General features: G+C 72.7%; 17 protein-coding genes and 2 pseudogenes. 13 read left to right on the top strand and 6 right to left on the bottom strand.

Annotated features, from left to right (window positions below):
• Positions 1–30 precede the first annotated feature (30 nt).
• From ACZ3IJ_RS32140 to ACZ3IJ_RS32125, 4 genes are all read left to right on the top strand, one after another.
• Entirely contained in the window at positions 31–546 is a 516-nt protein-coding gene (locus ACZ3IJ_RS32140; RefSeq protein WP_467473977.1) for an MTB12 C-terminal domain-containing protein, read from the top strand.
• Positions 524–1,813: an ABC transporter substrate-binding protein gene (locus tag ACZ3IJ_RS32135; protein WP_467473975.1), complete on the top strand. Its 1,290-nt coding sequence runs from the start codon at positions 524–526 to the stop codon at positions 1,811–1,813. The genes ACZ3IJ_RS32140 and ACZ3IJ_RS32135 overlap by 23 nt, the downstream gene beginning before the upstream one ends.
• A gap of 83 nt (positions 1,814–1,896) precedes the next feature.
• Positions 1,897–3,174: a glycosyltransferase gene (locus ACZ3IJ_RS32130; RefSeq protein WP_467473973.1), complete on the top strand. Its 1,278-nt coding sequence runs from the start codon at positions 1,897–1,899 to the stop codon at positions 3,172–3,174.
• A gap of 47 nt (positions 3,175–3,221) precedes the next feature.
• A complete protein-coding gene (locus tag ACZ3IJ_RS32125; RefSeq protein ID WP_467473970.1) occupies positions 3,222–4,190 on the top strand; it encodes a helix-turn-helix transcriptional regulator in 969 nt (322 codons plus the stop codon).
• On the opposite strand, the gene ctaD is transcribed toward ACZ3IJ_RS32125, so the two are convergent.
• The gene (ctaD, locus tag ACZ3IJ_RS32120) at positions 4,138–5,841 is read right to left on the bottom strand and encodes an aa3-type cytochrome oxidase subunit I (protein WP_467473968.1); all 1,704 of its coding nucleotides are present in this window, start codon (positions 5,839–5,841) and stop codon (positions 4,138–4,140) included. The two genes, ACZ3IJ_RS32125 and ctaD, sit on opposite strands and share 53 nt — an antisense overlap.
• Before the next feature lie 329 nt (positions 5,842–6,170).
• On the opposite strand from ctaD, the gene ACZ3IJ_RS32115 reads away from it, so the two are divergent.
• Positions 6,171–6,374 carry an I78 family peptidase inhibitor gene (locus tag ACZ3IJ_RS32115; RefSeq protein WP_383175344.1) on the top strand — a complete coding sequence of 68 codons (204 nt, stop codon included), beginning with the start codon at positions 6,171–6,173 and terminating at the stop codon, positions 6,372–6,374.
• A gap of 71 nt (positions 6,375–6,445) precedes the next feature.
• Here ACZ3IJ_RS32115 and ACZ3IJ_RS32110 read toward each other — a convergent pair whose 3' ends face one another.
• On the bottom strand, positions 6,446–7,483 hold the full coding sequence (locus ACZ3IJ_RS32110) for a phosphatase PAP2 family protein (protein ID WP_467473964.1): 1,038 nt from the start codon (positions 7,481–7,483) through the stop codon (positions 6,446–6,448).
• A gap of 406 nt (positions 7,484–7,889) precedes the next feature.
• Here ACZ3IJ_RS32110 and ACZ3IJ_RS32105 point away from each other — a divergent pair, with 406 nt between their 5' ends.
• Positions 7,890–9,584 (top strand): MFS transporter, encoded by a 1,695-nt coding sequence (locus ACZ3IJ_RS32105; RefSeq protein ID WP_467473962.1) that lies wholly within the window; start codon positions 7,890–7,892, stop codon positions 9,582–9,584.
• A 78-nt stretch (positions 9,585–9,662) separates the two neighbouring features.
• Here ACZ3IJ_RS32105 and ACZ3IJ_RS32100 read toward each other — a convergent pair whose 3' ends face one another.
• Positions 9,663–10,097, bottom strand: coding sequence for a cell division protein SepF (locus ACZ3IJ_RS32100; protein ID WP_352192563.1), 435 nt, complete (start codon positions 10,095–10,097; stop codon positions 9,663–9,665).
• 334 nt (positions 10,098–10,431) lie between these two features.
• Between ACZ3IJ_RS32100 and ACZ3IJ_RS32095 the strand changes: the two genes are divergently transcribed.
• From ACZ3IJ_RS32095 to ACZ3IJ_RS32070, 6 genes and pseudogenes are all read left to right on the top strand, one after another.
• Positions 10,432–11,694 carry a DUF5685 family protein gene (locus ACZ3IJ_RS32095; protein ID WP_467473959.1) on the top strand — a complete coding sequence of 421 codons (1,263 nt, stop codon included), beginning with the start codon at positions 10,432–10,434 and terminating at the stop codon, positions 11,692–11,694.
• Positions 11,678–11,877: pseudogene (locus ACZ3IJ_RS32090) on the top strand (FAD/NAD(P)-binding protein); the annotation flags it as partial. The gene ACZ3IJ_RS32095 and the pseudogene ACZ3IJ_RS32090, both read left to right, overlap by 17 nt.
• A 107-nt stretch (positions 11,878–11,984) precedes the next feature.
• Positions 11,985–12,773 carry a DUF1684 domain-containing protein gene (locus tag ACZ3IJ_RS32085; RefSeq protein ID WP_467473957.1) on the top strand — a complete coding sequence of 263 codons (789 nt, stop codon included), beginning with the start codon at positions 11,985–11,987 and terminating at the stop codon, positions 12,771–12,773.
• 211 nt (positions 12,774–12,984) lie between these two features.
• The gene (locus tag ACZ3IJ_RS32080; protein ID WP_467473954.1) at positions 12,985–13,839 is read left to right on the top strand and encodes a S1 family peptidase; all 855 of its coding nucleotides are present in this window, start codon (positions 12,985–12,987) and stop codon (positions 13,837–13,839) included.
• Positions 13,840–14,012: 173 nt separating this feature from the next.
• Positions 14,013–14,903, top strand: a complete 891-nt coding sequence (locus ACZ3IJ_RS32075) for a S1 family peptidase (protein ID WP_467473952.1) — start codon at positions 14,013–14,015, stop codon at positions 14,901–14,903.
• A gap of 117 nt (positions 14,904–15,020) precedes the next feature.
• Positions 15,021–15,725: a hypothetical protein gene (locus tag ACZ3IJ_RS32070; protein WP_467473950.1), complete on the top strand. Its 705-nt coding sequence runs from the start codon at positions 15,021–15,023 to the stop codon at positions 15,723–15,725.
• Here the strand turns inward: ACZ3IJ_RS32070 and ACZ3IJ_RS32065 are convergent.
• The 3 genes from ACZ3IJ_RS32065 to ACZ3IJ_RS32055 all read right to left on the bottom strand — a co-directional run bounded on the left by ACZ3IJ_RS32065 (position 15,704) and on the right by ACZ3IJ_RS32055 (position 18,880).
• Complete coding sequence (locus ACZ3IJ_RS32065) at positions 15,704–16,585, bottom strand: alpha/beta fold hydrolase (RefSeq protein WP_467473948.1); 882 nt, start codon at positions 16,583–16,585, stop codon at positions 15,704–15,706. The two genes, ACZ3IJ_RS32070 and ACZ3IJ_RS32065, sit on opposite strands and share 22 nt — an antisense overlap.
• A gap of 122 nt (positions 16,586–16,707) precedes the next feature.
• Positions 16,708–17,664 carry a GNAT family N-acetyltransferase gene (locus tag ACZ3IJ_RS32060; protein WP_467473946.1) on the bottom strand — a complete coding sequence of 319 codons (957 nt, stop codon included), beginning with the start codon at positions 17,662–17,664 and terminating at the stop codon, positions 16,708–16,710.
• A 169-nt stretch (positions 17,665–17,833) separates the two neighbouring features.
• Positions 17,834–18,880 carry a DUF3533 domain-containing protein gene (locus ACZ3IJ_RS32055; RefSeq protein ID WP_391799522.1) on the bottom strand — a complete coding sequence of 349 codons (1,047 nt, stop codon included), beginning with the start codon at positions 18,878–18,880 and terminating at the stop codon, positions 17,834–17,836.
• 150 nt (positions 18,881–19,030) lie between these two features.
• Between ACZ3IJ_RS32055 and ACZ3IJ_RS32050 the strand changes: the two are divergent.
• Positions 19,031–19,241, top strand: a pseudogene (locus tag ACZ3IJ_RS32050) (PHP domain-containing protein); the annotation flags it as partial.
• Positions 19,242–20,208: the final 967 nt, after the last annotated feature.

The following is a 20,208-nucleotide window of genomic DNA, read 5'->3' as shown; positions in this document are numbered from 1 at the left end:
GGCCCCGACGGACACCCGGTGGTGAGCCAGATGGTTCTCAAGCGACGCGTGGGACGCACCCGCTCACGCTCTCGTATCGCGGCCCTGGCGGCCGCCTCGGTCCTCGTGCTCGGGCCGACCCTCATGGCCTGCGGGAACGACGACAGCGGCGACGCGGACTCCACCCCGACCGCGTCGGCCGCGGCCGAACCGGCCGACCCGGCCGCCGCCCGGGCGGAGATCACCCAGAACTGGACCGACTTCTTCGACCCCGACACCCCGGCGTCCGAGCGCGCGGAGCTGCTGGAGAACGGCGAGCAGATGCGGCCGGCACTGGAGGCGCTGCTCACCAACCAGGCCGCCGCCGCGGCCACGGCGAAGGTCAAGACGATCGAGTTCACCTCGGCGAACGACGCCCAGGTCACCTACGACCTGCTCGTCTCCGGCGCCCCGGCCGTGCCCGACGCCCAGGGCACCTCCGTCTTCCAGGACGAGACCTGGAAGGTCTCCGTGAAGACCCTCTGCGGCCTGGCGCAGCTCAGCGGTGCGACGGTTCAGGGTTGCTGAGACGGCAGGCACGCTGCTCCTCGCCGCGCTGCTCGGCCTGACCGCGGCGTGCGGCAGCCGGCTCCCGGAGCGTGCCTTCGAGACGCGGCCCACCGCTACTGTCCCCTCCGGCGGTGAGCCGCTCCGGATCGGCATCATCACCAGCGCCACCAGCCCCGTCGGCGGTGACGCGTTCTCAGGACCGCGCGACGGCGCCCGGGCCTGGTTCGACGCCCTCAACGCCCGCGGCGGAATCAACGGCCGCCGGGTCGAGGTCGTCACCTGCGACGACGGCGGCAGCGGCGTCGGCAACAACGAGTGCGTGCACCGGCTGATCGACGAGCGGAAGGTCTTCGCGCTCGTCGCCACCACCGCGCTCGACTACGCGGGCGCGCCGCTGGTCGCCAAGGCCGGCGTCCCCGACATCGGAGGCCAGCCGCTCACCCCGGCGTACGACACCTATCCGCACCTGTACGGCATCTACGGCAGCCTCGCCCCGCGCACCGGGAAGGCGCCGGGCTGGGACGGGGTCCTGTACGGCGGGACCGAGGTCTACCACTGGTTCAAGCGCGAACACGGGGCCCGCACCGCCGCCGTCGTCTCCTACAACCAGGCCGCATCGACCGCGTACGCCCGGCTGATCGCCGACGGGCTGCGGGCCGAGGGGTACCGAGTCGTCGAGGAGCAGGTCGACTTCGCCCTGCCCAACTTCCGCGCCGTCGCGGCCGATCTGCGGGCCCAGGGCGCCGACCTCGTCTTCGACGCCATGGACACCCACGGCAACGTCCGGCTCTGCGAGGCGATGGAGGCGCTGGACGTCAAGGTCACCGCCAAGGTGACCAACGTGCAGAACTGGTCCTCTACCGTGCCGCGCGACTACGCCGGGACCCCCGGCTGCCGCGCCTCGCTCTTCGTCACCGGATCCAGCCGCAACTACGAGGACACCGGGCACGCGGCGGTACGGGAGTTCCGCGAGGCGATGGGCGACCGGCCGCTCTCCCAGTGGCAGTTGGAGGGCTGGGCCGCCGCCATGTGGTTCACGGACGCGGCGCTGTCCTGCGGGGACCGGCTCACCCGCGCCTGCGTCGAGGAGTTCATGAACCGGCCGGAGCCGTACACCGCCCGCGGCCTGCTGCTGCCCGTCCGGTTCGAGAAGCTCGCCGAGCCGCCGAAGACCCGTGACACCTGTCTCTCCGTGGCCCGTTGGCAGGACGGACGGGGATGGGTCGGCCAGGGCGACATGAACAGGAACTGCGCCGTCGTCCCCCAACTCGGCTACCGGCCCTGAGCCCACCGGACGTGAACCGGGCGTGGCCGACGCGTAGAGTCGCCAGCGACCGCACCACTTGATCCGGGGGAACCACCAGTCCGATGCGCATCTCGTTCCTGCTCCACAACGCCTACCACATCGGCGGAACCATCCGGACGACGTTCACCCTCGCCCACGCCCTCGCCGAGCGGCACGAGGTCGAGATCGTCTCCGTCTTCCGGCACCGGAACGAGCCGATCCTGAGCGTCCCCGCCGGCGTGACCCTGCGTCATCTCGTGGACCTGCGCAAGGACAGCGCCGACTACGACGGCGCGCACCCGGAGATCTCCCGGCCCGCCCGGGTCTTTCCGCGCGGCGACGGCCGGTGGAAGCAGTACAGCGCGCTGACCGACGCCCGGATCGGCGCCCATCTGGCATCGGTCGAGGCCGACGTCGTGGTCTCGACCCGCCCCGGCCTCAACGTCCACCTCGCGCGGCAGACCCGGCGCGGCCCGGTCCTCGTCGGCCAGGAGCACCTGATCCTGGACGGCCACACCTTCCGGCTGCGCCGTGAGATCGCGCACCGGTACGCGGTCCTCGACGCCGTCACCACGGTCACCGAGGCCGACGCCCGCTCGTACCGCACCCGGCTGCGGCTGCCCGGCGTACGGATCGACGCGGTGCCCAACAGCGTGCCCGCGCCGAGCGTGCCGCCCGCCGACCCCGCCTCGAAGGTCGTCGTCGCGGCGGGGCGGCTCACCCCGGTCAAGCGGTACGACGTGCTGGTCGCCGCCTTCGCCGAGGTGGCCGCCGCCCACCCGGACTGGAAGCTGCGGATCTACGGAACCGGCGACCACTTCGGCAACGTGAAGCAGGCGCTGGCCCGGCAGGTCGAGAAGCTCGGTCTCGGCGAGAACGTCTTCCTCATGGGCACGGCCAACCCGATGGAGCCGGAGTGGGCCAAGGGCTCGATCGCCGCCGTCACCTCACGGCGCGAGTCCTTCGGCATGACGATCGTCGAGGCGATGCGGTGCGGTCTGCCCGTCGTCTCCACCGACTGCCCGTACGGCCCCCGCGAGATCATCGACGACGGGGTCGACGGCCGCCTCGTGCCCGTCGACGACGTCTCCGCGGTGGCCCGCGCCCTGCTCGAACTCGTCGAGGACGACGATCTGCGCGCCAAGACCGCGCGGGCCGCCCTCGCCGCCTCGGAACGCTTCGACCCGGTCCGGATCGCGGCCCGCCACGAGGAGATCTGGACCGAGCTGGTCGCCCGGGGCGCGAGCGGCCGCACCCACGGCCGGTTCCGCGAGACCCGCCATCGCGCGGTCGGCACCGTGGTCGACGCCGGGTACGAGCTCAAGCGCCGGATCGGAGTCCTCGTCCGCCGGTTCCGCTGAGCCGTCGAGGACAGTGGCTGTCCGCGACGGCTGGCAGACTCGGAGCCATGTTGGAGACCTCCGCACGCCTGCTCCGCCTGCTCTCGCTGCTGCAGGCCCATCGTGAGTGGTCCGGCACCGACCTCGCGGAACGCCTCGGCGTCACCACCCGGACCGTACGGCGGGACGTCGACCGGCTGCGCGAGCTCGGCTACCCGGTCAACGCCAGCCCCGGCACGGGCGGCGGGTACCAGCTCGGCGCCGGCGCCGAGCTGCCGCCGCTGCTCCTCGACGACGACGAGGCCGTCGCCGTCGCCGTCGGACTGCGCACCGCCGCCGGGCAGGGCGTCGAGGGCATCGGCGAGACCTCCGTACGCGCCCTGGCCAAACTGGAGCAGGTGCTGCCCGGACGGCTGCGGCGCCGGGTCAGCACCCTCAACGCCTTCACCGTGCCGATGCTGCGCACCCCGGCCACCCAGGTCGACCCGGAGGTCCTGACCGAGCTCGCGAACGCCTGCCGGGACAGCGAGCGGCTCCGCTTCGAGTACCGCGACCACGGCGGCGCCACGACGCGGCGCACCGTCGAACCGCACCGGCTGGTGTGCACCGAACGCCGCTGGTACCTGGTCGCCTGGGACGTGGACCGTGCCGACTGGCGTACGTTCCGGGTCGACCGGATCGAACCGAAGCCGCCCCACGGACCCCGCTTCCCGCCCCGCGAGCCGCCCGCCGAGGACCTGGCGGCCTATGTGTCCAAGGGCGTCTCCGGGGCCGCTTACGCGGCCGAGGCGACGATCCGGCTGCACGTCCCGCTCGCCGAGGCCGCCACCGTCGTCGGCCCGATGGACGGCGTCCTGGAGCCGGACGGCGAGGGCACCTGTCTGCTGCGCGCCGGCGCCGGCAGTCTGCAGGGCATGGTCGTCCACGTCCTGATGCTGGGGCTCGAGTTCGAGGTCGTCGCCCCCAGGGAGCTCGACGACCGGGTCAGGGTTCTGAGGGACCGGCTCTCTCGGGCCGTGGAGCGCTCGGGGCGGTGAGTCGCGCCCGTTCGTAGGTCACGAAATCCGGGTGGTGCAGGTCGAAGGCCGGGGCCTCGGAGCGGATCCTCGGAACGGCGTCGAAGTTGTGGCGGGGCGGCGGGCAGGACGTCGCCCACTCCAGGGAGCGGCCGAACCCCCACGGGTCGTCCACCTCGACCTTCGGCGCGTATCTGGCGGTGCGCCAGACGTTGTACAGGAAGGGCAGCGTGGAGGCGCCGAGCAGGAACGCGCCGATGGACGAGACCGTGTTGAGCGCGGTGAACCCGTCGGCCTCCAGATAGTCCGCGTACCGCCGCGGCATGCCCTCCGCGCCGAGCCAGTGCTGCACGAGGAACGTCAGGTGGAAGCCGACGAAGAGGGTCCAGAAATGGATCTTGCCCAGGCGCTCGTCGAGCATTCTCCCGGTGAACTTGGGCCACCAGAAGGTGAAACCGGCGAACGTCGCGAAGACGACCGTGCCGAAGACCGTGTAGTGGAAATGGGCGACGACGAAGTACGAGTCGGTGACCGCGAAGTCCATCGGCGGCGAGGCGAGGATGACGCCGGTCAGTCCGCCGAAGAGGAAGGACACCAGAAAGCCGATCGACCAGAGCATCGGCGTCTCGAACGAGAGCGAGCCCTTGAGCATCGTGCCGGTCCAGTTGAAGAACTTCACCCCGGTCGGCACGGCGATCAGGAACGACAGCAGGGAGAAGAAGGGCAGCAGGACGGCCCCGGTGGCGAACATGTGGTGCGCCCACACCACCACCGAGAGCCCGGTGATGGCCATGGTGGCGGCGATCAGGGTCGTGTAGCCGAAGATCGGCTTGCGGGCGAAGACCGGGATGATCTCGCTGATGATGCCGAAGAACGGCAGCGCGATGATGTAGACCTCGGGATGGCCGAAGAACCAGAAGAGGTGCTGCCACAGCAGCGCCCCGCCGTTCTCCGGCTGGAAGACCAGCGAGCCGAACCGCCGGTCCGACTCCAGGACGAGCAGCGCCGCGGCCAGGACCGGGAAGGCCATCAGGACCAGGATCGTGGTGAAGAGGATGTTCCAGGTGAAGATCGGCATCCGAAACATCGTCATGCCGGGCGCCCGCATCCCGACGATCGTCGCCAGGAAGTTCACCGACGTGAGGATCGTGCCGAAGCCGGAGAGCGCGAGTCCCATGATCCACAGGTCGGGGCCGATGCCGGGGGAGCGTTCCAGGCTGTTGAGCGGGGCGTAGGCGGTCCAGCCGAAGGCGGCCGGCCCGCTCGGCACGAGCAGCGAGCCGACCACCATCAGGCCGCCGAAGAGGAACAGCCAGTACGAGAACATGTTCAGCCGCGGGAAGGCGACGTCGGGGGCGCCGATCTGGAGCGGCACCAGCTCGTTGGCGAAGCCGGCGAAGGTCGGCGTCGCGAAGAGCAGCAGCATGATCGTGCCGTGCAGCGTGAACGCCTGGTTGAACTGCTGGTTGTCGAGAAGCTGGGTTCCGGGGCGGGCCAGCTCGGCCCGCATCAGCATCGCCATCACCCCGGCGGCCAGGAAGAAGAGGAACGACGTGGCCAGGTAGAGGTGGCCGATCTTCTTGTGGTCGGTGGTGGTGAGCCAGTCGATCAGGACCCGCCCATGCCGTTCCCGAGGTGATTCGACGGCCGCGTCCGCGGTGTCGATGCCCATCGATGCCTCCGGTTCCGAATCGTCCGGACATGATGCGCGCACCGGGGGCGGGGACACGGGAGGCGGCCGTACGCGCTGCTCCGGTCGGCCGAGCGTGTGCGCGTCATGCGGGGAAATCGTGAATACCGTGGGGCCGTCCTCCGCCCCCGAATTTCCCTGACCAGGGCGTGGAACGGAATTCCGGACCCCCTCGGAAGGGCTGTCCGAACGGGCCTTGAATTACCGGGGAATCGGCTGGAAACTGCCCTTTCGGGTGACGGCGCTCGTGTCAAACATATGTCGAGAAGCTGTGACACAAGCGTGACCGGTAAGGGACTAACGTGAGGCACATGACACCGAAGCCGAGGTTCCCCGTACCGCCCGAAGACTATGTGGGGCTCGACCAGGAGCACGCCGAACTGCTCGCCCGCGACCACGGCTGGGACGTGGTCCGCTCGCTGCCTCCGGGCTCGATCATCACGATGGAGTACCTGGAGGGCCGGATCAACTTCGAGGTGACGGACGGCTCCGTCACCCGCTGCTGGCTCGGCTAGCCGCGGACCGGCGCACCGCATGAGGAAGGGCCCCGGCCACGGCCGGGGCCCTTCCTCATGCGGTCGTGCGCTCAGCCGCCGGTGAGCGGCCGTGAGTGCGGCGGGCGGCGGCTGCCGGCCGGGGTGACCGGCGACCGCTCCGAGCGTGCGGCGTGCGCGGTGTGTCCACCGTGCCCGGCGTGCGCCGTGTGCGGACGAGGGGCGGTGAGCGGCGGGGTGAGCCGGCCGTCGCCGCGCGTGGCGGCGGCCCGCCCGCTGCGGGCGCCGATGACCTCCCGGACCGGCTCCTCGGTCGCCGCGGGACGCGGCGGGTACATCGCCGGACGCGGCCCACCGGTCGCGACGGGCAGCGACGGGACCAGCCTGCGGCGGGCCCGGAGCTGCTCGCGCAGCCGGTCGCGGGCGCTGAGGACCATGGCCTCCACGCGGCTGATCAGCGGCTCGCACCAGGGCAGTGCCAGCAGGATGAGCAGCCCCGCCGCCCAGCCGAGCAGCACATCGCTCAGCCAGTGCGTACCGATGTAGACGGTGGTCAGGCCGACGCCCAGCGCGACCACGGCCGAGAGGGCCGACAGATAGCGCCGGGCCCGCGGGGTGGTCGCCAGATACGCCAGGATTCCCCAGGTCACGACCGCGTTCGCGGTGTGGCCGGACGGAAATATATCGCCGCCGGCGAAGAGCTCGGCAGAGCCGATCTGCGTCGCGTAGTGGGGACCGAGCCGGCCGAGGCCGAGCTTGACCGCGCCGACCGTGACGTTGAGCAGGAGGAGCGCGGCGCCGAGGGTGAGCAGCGGTCGCAGGGTGTGCTGGCGCCAGGAGCGCCAGCCCAGCCAGGCCGCCACCATCACGGCGGTGGGACCGCGCTGGCCGAGGACGACGTAGTAGTCGAGGAAGGCGTGCAGGTCCGGCCACTGCTGATAGGGCCGGAAGAGCATGATCTTCCAGTCGAGGGTCACCAGCCACGTCGAGAGCAGCACGGCCACGACGATGGCGAGATAGAACGCCAGCGTCCCGCCGAAGAGGGCGAGACGCGTGCGGGTCATCCGCGGGACCTCTATCTTCGGCGGTTCCGGCTCCCGGTCCAGCCGGGCAAAGATGTCGGTACGCACCCAATCGACGTTACAGGGAGTGAGTGTCGACCTTGGTCGATCCGGTGTCTTCGTGATGACGATGTGATGTGGAGTAGGTCTCAGACCGGGGTTTATTCCTGGCGTCTGTCGGAGAATCCGATGACCTTCCGCCCAATTGCCGGAGGGCGACTTTCCGGAAGCCTGTTTGCACGTCGGGGAAATCCGTCAAACGGTTGTGCGGCCGGAATTCGAGGAGGCGCGCCGGGTAGGCGGAGTGGCGTACGCCACACCCGGCGGTCTGCCGGGGTGAGAGCTGCACCACGCGCTCGGGCCTTGAACTCGCGTACGCTGACGGCTCACTCGCCCGTCGATGCCGGGCCGCCCCGGGAACCCGAACCCCGGCCGGTGCCCGCCGAGCGCGAGAGCTTCACTGGGAGGTACGTACATGCAGCGGACGATCACGGCCGGAGCACGACTCCGCGCCGCCGGCGGCGGCGCCAACCGCTGGGTCGTCCTCCTCGTCCTCTGCGTCAGCCTGCTGCTGGTCGCGCTGGACGCCACCGTTCTCCACGTCGCCGTCCCCTCCCTCACGGAGGACCTGCGCCCCGGCTCCACCGAGCTGCTCTGGATCGTCGACGCCTACCCGCTGATCTGCGCCTCGCTGCTGATCCTCTTCGGCACGCTGGGCGACCGGATCGGCCGGCGCAGAGTGCTCCTCCTCGGTTACGCGCTGTTCGGCGTCGCCTCCGCGGTCGCCGCCCTCGCCACCGCGCCAGGTGTCCTGATCGGCGCCCGCGCCCTCCTCGGCGTCGGCGGCGCGATGATCATGCCCGCCACGCTCTCGATCCTCCGGGCGGTCTTCCCCGACCGGCGTGAGCGGGCCACCGCGATCGGCATCTGGACGGCGGTGGCCGCGATCGGCGCCGCCACCGGACCGGTGCTCGGCGGCTTCCTGGTCGAGCACTACTGGTGGGGCTCGGTCTTCCTGATCAACATCCCGCTCATGGCGCTCATCCTGCCGCTCGGCCGCTGGCTGCTGCCCGAGTCCAAGGGGCGCGGCGACGGCCCCTGGGACGTCCTCGGCGCGCTGATGGCCGCGGCCGGAGTGCTCGGCATGGTCCTCGGGGTGAAGCGGATCGGTGCGGGTGAGAACATCCTCGATCCCGCGACCGCCGCACCGCTGCTCCTCGGCGCGGCGCTGCTGATCCTCTTCGTACGCCGCCAGCGGCGCCGGGCGCATCCGCTGATCGACATGCGGCTCTTCTCCCGCGCCGCCTTCACCACCTCCGTCGGCTGCATCGTGCTCGCCATGCTGGCCCTGGTCGGCCTGGAGCTGATCGCCGTCCAGTACCTCCAGCTCGTCCTCGGGCTCAGTCCGCTGGAGACCGGGCTACGACTGCTGCCGCTCACCTTCGCCGCCATGGCGGCCGGTGCCACCGGCTCGTACACCCTGCGCCGGATCGGCCCGCGGCGGATGGTCGGCTGGGGCTTCGTGCTCACCGCCGCCGCCGTGCTCCTGCTCGTCCTGATGGGCCAGAACGACCGGCCGCTGCTGCTCACCTGCGGCTTCGTCCTGCTCGGTTTCGGGCTCCAGACCACCCTCTTCTCGGCGTACGAGTCGATGCTCAGCGAGGCCCCGCCGGAGAGCGCGGGCGGCGCGGCGGCCATCGGCGAGACCTCGTACCAGCTCGGTGCCGGCATGGGCATCGCGCTCCTCGGCAGCGTGATGAACGCGGCGTACGCGCCCGGCCTGGCCGCCGTCCCCGGTGTCCCGGCCGCCGCGAGCGAGGCCGCCGCGAACTCGCTCGGCGAGGCCTACAAGGTCGCCGACCAGCTCGGCGGCACGGCGGGACCGGCGCTGTACCACGCGGCGCGGCACGCCTTCGTGGACGGTCTCCACGTCACGCTCTTCGTCAGCGCGGCGCTGCTGCTGCTCGGCGCGCTGATGGCCCTGCGGCTGCCGCGCGTGATGGAGTGCATGGTCGATCCGGAGGACCTGGTGGCCGAGGCCCCCGCGGAGGTACGGGTGCCGGCCACCCGTGAGCCCGTCGAACCGGCCGCCCGTGAGTCCGCCGGGTCGGCCACCCGCGAGTCCGCCGAACCGGTCTGCTCGACCCCGGGGCATGCCCGGCGGTCGTGAGTCCGTTCGGTGGGACGGGCCGGTCGGAACAACGGGCCGGTGAGCTCCCCGGCGCTGCCGCCGGGAGGCGCTCCCGGCTCAGCTCTGGTTGAAGAAACCGTCCTGCGTACGCCCCGCGGGGTCTCCGCTGATGATCTGCGTGTCGGCGGGGGTCAGCAGGAAGACCCGCGTCGCCACCCGCTCGATGGAGCCGCGAAGGCCGAAGGCGAGACCGGCGGCGAAGTCGACCACGCGCTTGGCGTCGGAGGGCTCCATGGCCGTGAGGTTCACGATGACCGGGACGCCGTCCCGGAAGAGTTCGCCGATGCCCCGGGCGTCCCGGAACCCGTCCGGGGAGACGGTCGCGATCCGGCGGCCCTGCTCCTGCGCCGAGTCGGACGCCACCCGGACCCGGGGGTCCGTCACCCAGGCGTCGCCGCTCTCGGCAGTCTCGGCGTACTCGTCGTCGTAGTAGCGCTCGTCGTTGTCCTCGACGAGGCCCAGCCATGCACTCGCCTTGCGCACCGATCCCATGGTCGCCTCCTTTCAGCGCGGTCACTTGTGGTTCCGCATATCCCTATCGTCGTCCATGATGCGGATCGCGCGCCAAGTGGATAGTCGGCGCGCGCGGGTTTCGTGACGGTACTGGTGCAGAACGTGAGGGCCGTTTTCTGGCGAATCGTCAGGAATCTTGCGGTATACGGGGCCTGACGGAGGTTCCGCAGGGGTCGTGGAACTTAAAATATGAATGTCGGTCCAGAAGGGTGACGCCCGGAGCGTCCGGGTGAACGGACCAGGTCGATACGATGCCGCCACACCGCCGCAGACCGCTGCGGCAGCACCTGCGCGCGACTCACGGGGGAGTCTTTTGTTCGGCATAGTCAGGCCCTGCACCCACCGGCTCACCGAGGGCCTCAGGACCGAATGGATGGCCCATCTCTGCGGCCTCTGTCTGGCACTTCGGGCCGACCACGGGCAGTTCGCCCGGGTGGTCACCAACTACGACGGCCTCATCGTCTCGGTTCTGACGGAGGCTCAGACGGGCCTGGTCGACGGCGGACGCCGGACCGCCGGTCCCTGCCCGCTGCGCCAGATGAGGACCGCGCCGGTCGCGAGGGGCGAGGGCGCACGTCTCGCGGCAGCCGTGTCGCTGGTCCTCGCCTCGGCGAAGGTCCGCGACCACGTCGCCGACCGGGACGGGCTGTTGGCGCGCCGCCCGGTCGCCGCGGCGGCCCGCCGGGTCGCCAGGTCCTGGGACCGGGCGGGCGCGCGGACCGGGCGGGCGGTCGGCTTCGACACGGCCGTCCTGGTGGACGCCGTGGACCGGCAGGCCGGGGTCGAGAGCCTCGCCGGGCCCGGTACACCGCTGCTCGTGGTCACCGAGCCGACCGAGACGGCGACGGCCGCGGCCTTCGCGCACACCGCCGTGCTCGCCGGCCGGCCGGGGAACGTCGAGCCGCTCGCCGAGGCGGGCCGGCTCTTCGGGCGGCTCGCCCACCTGCTCGACGCCGTGGAGGACCGGGCGGCGGACGCCGCGTCAGGCGCGTGGAACCCGCTCACCGCGACCGGCACCCCGCTCACCGAGGCCCGGCGGCTCGCCGACGACGCGCTCCACGGCATCCGCCTCGCACTGCGGGACGCCGAGTTCGTGAACGGCCGGCTGGTGCACGTGCTGCTCGCCCACGAGCTGCGCGTCTCGGTCGACCGCGCCTTCGGCACGACGACCTGCGCGCACGGGTCGGGTGCTCACGTGGGAGCGCAGCACCAGGGAGCGCACCAGCCGGGGCCGTACCAGCCGGGGCCGTACGGCCCCGGTCCCGTGCCGGGCAACCCGTACGCCCCGGGGCCGGGCGGTCCCGGCGGTCCCGGCGGCCCGCTGCCGCCCGAGCCGCCGAACCGGCGCCGCGGCCTGATGGCCGGTTGCGCGGTCTGGATGGGCCTGGCGTGTACGTGCCAGCTGTGCTGCGGCACGTACGAGGACCCGTGGAGCCGGGAGCGTCGCGAAGGGTCGTGCAGCAACTGCGACTGCAGCGGCTGCGGCGACTGCTGCTCCTGCTGCAACTGCGGGGACGGGGAAGGGGACGGCGGCTGCTGCGACGGCTGCGACTGCGGGTGTGACTGCGGCTGCTGAGCGACGCTCCCTCGTCGTCGTCGGCGCCGGGCCGCGCGGCACCGGGGTGCTGGAGCGCATCGCAGCCAACGCGCCGGAGCTGTACGGCGGTCCGGCCTCGACATCCATCTCGTCGACCCGTACCCGCCAGGCGGCGGGCGGCTCTGGCGCCACGGACAGTCGCCGCTGCTCTGGATGAACTCGCCTGTGAACGCCCGGCGCCCTGCCCCCGCGTGGCCCCGTGCGGCCCGCGTGGCCCCTGCGAGCGTCGCGTCCGGGCTTCCCGACCCCGTATGGAAGGGTTGAACACCATGAGCACGGATCCCCAGCAGGACTGGCAGCACTGGCACGAGCAGCGCACCGCGGCGGTCTCCTCGTCGTACGGACCGCTCTCCCTCGCCGGCACGTACTGGCTCTCCGACTACCCGGAGGGTCGAATTCCGGCCGTTCCCGGGCGGTGGCTGGACGACGGCGACGAGGTGGTCCTCACGGCCGGCGCCGAGGACGCGGTCACCGTCGACGGCAAGCCGTTGATCGGCAGCGTCCGGCTGACCGCCGACCACGCCCCGATCCACGAGTCCCGGGCGGAGTCCGCCGGCCGGCGGCTCGTCGTCCTGCGTCGCGAAGGGCTCTGGGCGGTACGGGACTTCGACCCCGAGTCGGCGGCGCGCCGCGCCTTCCGGGGTATCGAGGCCACGCCGTACGACGAGCGCTGGGCGGTGCCCGGGACCTTCCGCGCGTACGAGGAGCCCCGCAACGTCAGGGTCGAGAACGCCGACGGGAAGGAGCGGGGACTCGGCCTCACCGGCGAGCTCTCCTTCGAGCTCCGCGGCGTCGAGCACACCCTCCAGGTCGCCGTGGAGGACGACGGCACGCTGTGGGCGGTCTTCGCCGACGCCACCAGCGGCCGCGACAGCTACCGGTTCCGCTTCCTGCGTCCCGCCGCTCCCGCCGCGGACGGCTCGGTGACGGTCGACTTCAACCGCGCGCTGCTGCCGCCGTGCGCCTTCGCGGACCACTTCATCTGCCCCTTCCCGCCCCCGGGGAACACTCTCGACACCGGCGTACCGGCCGGGGAACGGCGGCTCGTCGAGGCCTGACCCGGTCCTTTCCTCCGCTCGGCGGCCGCGGGACGCGCCCCGCGGCCGCACCGGCGGCGGGCGTGCTTCGGTCCGTGGTCTTGTGCGCGCGGGCGCCGTGGGACACCATCTCAGCCGTGCGTGTCAGGGACACATCATCCCGCTCGTCACGCATGGGCCGTACCACCAGGCCCCTCCGCTTTTCCCACAAGGAGAGTTCGTGAGGAGACCAGTGAGAATCAAGCCCACCCGAGTGCTCGCCGTCGCGGCCGGACTGGCAGCGGCCACCGCCCTCGCCCTGCCCGGTGCCCACGCGGCGCCCGCTCCCGGCGCCGCGGGATCCGCCCAGCTCGCCCGCGCGGACGCGGCCGTCCTCAAGGCCGACGTCGGCGGTACGGCCTGGTACGTCGACCGGGCCGCCGGCCGGGTCGTCGTCACCGCCGACTCCACCGTCTCCGAGGCCGAGATCGCCACCATCCGCAGGACCGCAGGCGCCGATGCCGGAGCCCTCACGGTGCAGCGCACGCCCGGCGTCTTCAAGCCGCTGCTCGGACCGGGCGACGCCATCTACGGCAACGGTTACCGCTGCTCGCTCGGCTTCAACGTGCGCAGTGGCAGCACGTACTACTTCCTCACCGCCGGGCACTGCGGCAACGTCGTCAAGACCTGGTACGCCAACTCGGCCCAGTCCACCCTGATCGGCCCCACCACCGGGTCCAGCTTCCCCGGCAACGACTACGCCCTGGTCCGCTACGACAACACCTCGCTCGCCCACCCCGGCGGTTACACCGCCGCCGACGCCTACGTCGGCGAGTCCGTCAAGCGCTCCGGCTCCACGACCGGCACGCGGAGCGGCACCGTCACCGGCCTCGACGCCACCGTCCACTACTCCGGCGGCGGCACGGTGCGCGGCATGATCCAGACCAACGTCTGTGCCGAGCCCGGGGACTCCGGCGGCGCGCTCTACGACGGCACCAAGGCGCTCGGAATCACCTCCGGCGGCAGCGGCAACTGCTCGAGCGGTGGCACGACCTTCTACCAGCCGGTTCCGGAGGCCCTCGCCAAGTACCGCGTCAGCCTCTACTGAGCCGTCGTCATATCTGCTTCAGAGCAGCGTAGTTGAGCGTCGTACGGCCGAAAGGCGCCCTTGCGGTGCCCGGTCGGGCGGCCGAGACTCGCCCACAGCGCCGGCCCCTGGCCGCGCCTCACGGGTCCGACCCCCCACGGCGGGCCCCCGATTCCCCTCTGGAGGAACGAGAAGTGAGGACCAAGCGCACCACCCCCACGAGATCCGTCCGTCTGCTCGCCGTCGCCACCGGACTCGCCGCCGCGGCCGCCGTCGCGATCCCCACCGCGAGCGCCGACACCGCCCGGACCTTCAGCGCGTCGCAGCTCTCCGCCGCGGGCGACGCCGTACTGGCCGCCGACGTGGCGGGCACCGCCTGGCACGTCGACCAGGCCACCAACACCCTCGTCGTCACCGCCGACTCCACCGTGTCGAAGGCGGAGATAGCCGAGATCAAGCGCCAGGCCGGTGCCAACGCCGGGGCGCTCCGCATCGAGCGGACCCCCGGGAAGTTCAACAAGCTGATCTCCGGCGGCGACGCGATCTACGCGTCCAGCTGGCGCTGCTCCCTGGGCTTCAACGTCCGTGACAGCGCGGGCAACTACTACTTCCTGACCGCCGGGCACTGCACCGACGGCGCGGGCACCTGGTACTCCAACTCCGGCCGCACGACCGTCCTCGGCTCCACCTCGGGATCCAGCTTCCCGACCAACGACTACGGCATCGTCCGGTACACCAACAGCAGCGTCACCAAGTCCGGCACGGTCGGCAGCGTCGACATCACCAGTGCCGCGAACGCCACGGTCGGCATGTCCGTGACCCGTCGGGGTTCCACCACCGGCACCCACAGCGGCTCCGTCACCGGCCTCAACGCCACCGTCAACTACGGTGGCGGCGACATCGTCTACGGCATGATCCGCACCAACGTCTGCGCCGAACCCGGCGACTCCGGCGGCCCGCTCTACTCCGGCAGCCGCGCCATCGGCCTCACCTCGGGCGGCAGCGGCAACTGCTCCTCGGGCGGCACGACGTTCTTCCAGCCGGTCACCGAGGCGCTGAACGCGTACGGGGTCAACGTGTTCTAGGCCGAAACGGCCTAGGCGGAGACCCGCCTTCCGTAGCACCATGATCCCATCGGGCGCCCGGCCCCGGCCGTGACACGGCCGGGGCCGGGCGCGGGGACTCGTGGTGGGGGAGAGCGCGTGACCGTCCAGCCCGGTGGGCCGATACCCGGCGACGCCCAGCGCAGGGTACGGCGCAGCCGCCTGCTCTACACGGCCCCGATCGTGCTGCTCTGCCTGCTCACCGCCGTCCTGGGCTGGGAGATCGTCCGCGCGAACATGACGGAGGAGGCCAGGACCGACTGGCCGTGGCGGCTGCAGCTCCTCGACATGGAGCCGCTCGGCAGCCTCCTCGCGGTCGCGGCGGCCGCCGTCCTCGCGCGGGCCCAGTACGCCCGTACCGTACGGCCCTACCTGGGCTGGCGGAGCGACTGGACGACGGGCACGCTGCGCGGGAACGCCGCCGAGTGGCGGACCGGCGTCTACAACGGCGGCCAGTACACGGCGGTGGTCGAGAGGTACGAGTGCAGAGTCGTGCTCGCGGGGGAGACCGACCCTTCCTCGACCCCGTGGACGGACGTTCCCGGGGCGGTGGCGACCCTGACGGCGGCCGGTCTCGTCCCGGGCGAGGACTTCCAGATCCCCACCTTCGGGACGTTCCCGCTGGTGGGCACCGGGACCTACGAGACCGTTCTGATGGGCGCGTTCTCCCGCCGATTCGTCGACGAGGTCGACGCCCTCCACATGCGCATGCGGGTCGTGGACACGGTCGGCGACAGCCATGAGCGGGTCATGAACTGCCTCAAGGGCGCCCGTTCCGCCGGCTATCTGCCGCCGCCCTCCTGAGCCCTGACCCACTCGAGCACGGCCGGCAGCGCGTACTGGGCGGCGAAGTGACCGGCGTCCGGCTCCAGGGCGAGCGTGGCTCCGGGGATCCGTCCGGCAAGCCAGCGGGTGTGGGCGGGCGGGGAGAAGGCGTCGTCGAGTCCGTGCCAGAGCAGCGCGGGGACGGCGACGGCGGAGACGTCGAAACCCCAGGGGCGGGTGAAGGCGAGGCAGTCGTCGGTCCAGCCGTGGTGCGAGGCGCCGAGGGCCTCGCGGTAGGTCCGCAGCAGCACGGCGCGTACGGCCGGATCGGAGACGATCGGCAGGTCGTGGTCGGAGAGCTCGGCCCGCAGGTCCTCGACGAGACGCCCAGGGTCACGCCGGATGTCCGCCGCCCGGGCGGCGAGGTCCGCGTCGAGCAGCTCGGGCGACTCGGTCGCAAGGCCGTACTCGCGGACGTTGAACGGGGTCATGCCGGCGAACCAGTCGAGCCCCGCCGCGTCCGGCGGCGCGATGCCCACCAGCGCAGCGACGGCCCGGACCCGGTCGGGCAGCAGGGCCGCGCAGGCGAGCGCGTGCGGCCCGCCGCCGGACCGTCCGACCACGGCGAACCGCTCCACCTCCAGCGCGTCGGCGACGGCCGCCGCGTCCCTGGCCGCGTCGGCGACCCGCCGCCCGGGGAGCCGGTCCGAACCCCCGTACCCGGGACGGTCGTAGGCGAGGAACCGGAAGCCGGGACAGCGGTCGGCGAGATCGGGCAGCGCGGTGCCGAGCCGGCTGCCGGGTGTGCCGTGCAGGAGCAGTACGGGAGTCCCCGAGGGGTCTCCCCATTCCTCGGCCAGCAGCAGGCGGCCGTCGTCGGTGCGCACACGCCTTCCCATGGCCGGACAGCCTAGGGCGTGGCGGGGGCGCAGTCGTAGGGCGTGCCGTACGCAGGTTCCGGGTCGTCGGCCGCTTCCGCTCGGCCGCGATCGCGGGCGTGACCGCGGCGCCGACGTGGGGATCAGAGCGCGCGGGCGAACTCCAGCCGGTCGGCGAAGTTCACGTATCCGGCCCGCTCGAAGGCCTTGGCCATGGCCACGTTCGCGGCGTCGCAGTCCCCGCGGATCTCCGTGGCACCGGCGGCGACCAGGACCCGCGTGCCCCGGATCACGACGGAGGTGGCGTACCCCTTGCCGCGGTGTGCGGGGGTGACGCCGACGAAGCCGATCACCGGAACGCCGGGGTTCTCGGCCGGCAGGCTGATCACGGCGACGGTGCCGTCGGCGTCGTGACCGAGCTCCCACCACTCGGGCTCGTGCTTCAGCTCGGCCGTCTCCTCGAAGAGCAGCTCGGCCGCGCGCCGCGCGCCGTGCTGCCGTACGTCGGCGGCGAGCCGGGCGTCCGCGGTGTCCGCGAGCAGCTCGGCGAGGACGGCGACGAAGGGCTCGGGGCCGAGGTCGGCGAGCGAGCGGAAGGTCAGGCGGGGGTCGTCGGCGGGCAGCCCGCCGGTCTCGCCGGAGGCGGAGGCGGCGGGGGTCCGGAAGCCGAACCGCCGGCCGTCGCGGATCACCGTGAAGCCGGAGTCGCGCAGCAGCTCCCCCCGGCGTTCCGGGTTCCGCTGGAACTGCGGTGCCTGGGCGGGGGAGTCGACGACGTGCTCCAGCTTCTTCGCGCCCAGCTCCCCGGCCTTCGCGGCCGCCGCGCCGAGCAGCGCGGACGCGGTCTCCGGAGAGTGCTCCGGCGCCTCGAACAGGACGAAGGCGAGCGGGACTTCGTGGCCCGGTATGGTCCACAGCACCACGCTGCCGGTGAGCCGTCCGTCCTCCTCCACGGCGACCAGGCACCACTCGGGCCGGGTGCACGCGCTGTCGAGGAGCTGCGTGAGGTAGGCGCGGGTGGCGGCGTTGCGCTCGGGGTCGCCGGGGTGTTCGACCAGGGCGGGAAGTTCATCGGGACGGGCCGGGCGCACGAAGGTCACGGAGAGCCTTGTCGGTTCGGGGACGGTCGAAGGTGCCCCGCGAACGTAGCGGTCCGCCGGTCGGGTGTGCCAGGGATTTCCGGTGCGGGCCGGTGCGGGCCGGTGCGGATCGGTCGGCCCGGGCGCGCCGGTCGGATCGGGTGGGCCGGGCGCGCCGGGTGGGCCGGGCTCAGGCGGCGGCGCCGCCCGCGGCGCCGAGCTCCTCGGGGGTCGGCTCGGTTCCGGGCCTGCGCTTCAGCGAGGACATCACCAGGGTGATCGCGCTGCCGACGACGGCCCAGGCGGAGAGCACCAGGAGCGAGACGGTGACGTCGTTGCCCTTGAAGTACGCGATCGAGCGCGCCACCCAGGTGCCGGCGCCCGGCGGCAGGGCGGGGCCGATGGCCTTCCAGAACGGTGGCAGCATCGGCAGCGGGAAGGCGCCTCCGGCGCTCGGGTTGCCCGCGACCACGATCAGCAGGATCGCGAGCCCGACGCCGACGATGCCGAAGAGCGACTGCAGGGCGAGCGTGGCGGCGCCGACCGCGAAGACGACGAGGGCGCCCAGGCCCCACAGGGCCGCGACGCTGCCCGGCAGGGCGCCCAGGATCGGGCCGACGATGACCGCGCCGCCCAGGCCGCCGAGGATCGCGTAGAGCGCGAGGGTCCCGAGCCGGATGAAGGCGCGCTGGAGGTTCGCGGGCCGTGCGCCCGCGCTGATGGCGAGGACCGCGGCGCAGATGTAGCCGCCGACGCACCAGCCGACGACGAGGTAGAAGGCGGAGAGGCCGTCGAAGTCCTCCGGGGAGGCGGGGGCGACGTCGACGGTTCGTACGGTGCGCTGGTTGAGCCCCTCGATCCGGGTGAAGAGCGACTCCAGGGCGGAGGCGAGCACGGTGCCGCCGCCGGAGGCGACGAGCAGGGTGTCGGTGTTCCTGGCCGGGTTCACCAGGAGGGCGCCGTCGATCTCCCGGTTCAGGATCTGGTCCCGGGCCTCGGCCTCGTCCGTGACGGTCCGGGGGTCGAGCGGTTCGCCGGGGAGCTTCTCCAGCTGCCCCACGAGCTGGGCGGAGACCTGTGGGGGCGCGACCACGCCGAAGGGGACGTCCTTCGGCTTCGGGTCGTGGAGCGCCCCGACGTACGAGGCGATGAACAGCAGCTGGAGGGCGAAGACGCCGACGACGAGCAGGGCGGTTCGGGGGGTGACGGCACTCTTCAGTTCATCGACGAAGCTCATGCCCCCACGCTCGGGGGAGAGGGGTGTCTGTGCAGGTGGGACGGGGCTGAACGGATGAGGTGCGCGGCGTATCGTACGGACGTTCGAAATGGTCTATGGTGAGGAAGTGGGGGGTGGGAACGTACGTGCGAATTGATGCGGGAGGTGTGCATGCCGGGGTTCACGCATCTGCACACCGCATCGGGCTTCTCCCTGCGGTACGGCGCGTCGCACCCTGAGCGGCTGGCGGAGCGGGCGGCGGAGCGGGGTATGGACGCGCTCGCCCTCACGGACCGCGACACGGTCGCGGGCGTGATCCGTTTCGCGAAGGCCTGCGAGGCGGCGGGCGTGCGTCCGCTCTTCGGCGTGGACCTGTCGATCGCCCCGCCCGCCTCGTTCGAGACGGGCGACAGCGGCGCGGGCCGGCGCGTATACGCCGTGAACGGCTTCGGGCGGGGGGTGTCGGGGCGCGGCGGTGCGGGTGCGGGGGCGTCCGGTACGGGGCCGGGCGGGTCCGGCACCGTCCCTCCGACCGGGCCGCCCCTGCCGGGGGCCGGCCCGGGCTCCGCCCAGGCTGCCGCCACCGATGCGGGCATCCTCGGCGCCGTGCCGTCCGGCGTGGGTGCCGAGGCCCCTGACACTTCCGCCCCGGCAGGGGCGTCCCGCCCCACCGACGGTTCCCACCCGGCCGGCGCCACGTCCGGACCGGTGTCCGGCGCCGGTGCGTCGGCCTACCGGCCGGACTCCGGCCCTGTGGCCGGCTCCGGTGCCGCGCCGGGACCGGCGGTCGGTTCCGGGACTGGAGCCGGACCTGCGGCCGGCCCGCTGTCCGGCCCTGCGGCCGGATCCGCGCGTGGCCTCGGTGCCGTGCCTGGGCCGACAGCCGTTTCCGGTGCTGAGGCCGGGCAGGTGTCCGGGCAGGTCTCCGAGTCTGCGTCCGGTTCCGGTGCTGCGCCCGGGCCGGCGACCGCTTCCGCGCCTGCGTCCGGCTCCTGGGGCGTGTCCGGGCCCGTGGCCGGTTCCGGTGCCGCGCCTGGATCGGCGGCCGGTTCCGGTGCGGCCGGACCTGCGGTCGGACCGGGGTCCGGACATGCCCCGTCCGGCTCCCGAGGCGTGTCCGGGCCAGCGGTCGGTTCCGGTGCCGCGGCCGAACCTGCGGTCGGACCGGGGTCGGGTGCCGCGACCGGCTCCCGAGGCGTGTCCGGGCCTGCGGTCGGACCCGCGCTCGCGGTCGGTCCCGGTGTCGCGGTTGGACCCGTGGCCGGTTCCGGTGCCGCGCCTGGATCGGCGGCCGGTTCCGGTGCGGCCGGACCTGCGGTCGGACCGGGGTCCGGACATGCCCCGTCCGG

The sequence above is a fragment of the Streptomyces sp. NPDC013317 genome, assembly GCF_055563155.1.
The sequence above is the reverse complement of the archived record's forward strand: the minus strand, read 5'-3'. Positions and strand labels throughout refer to the sequence as shown.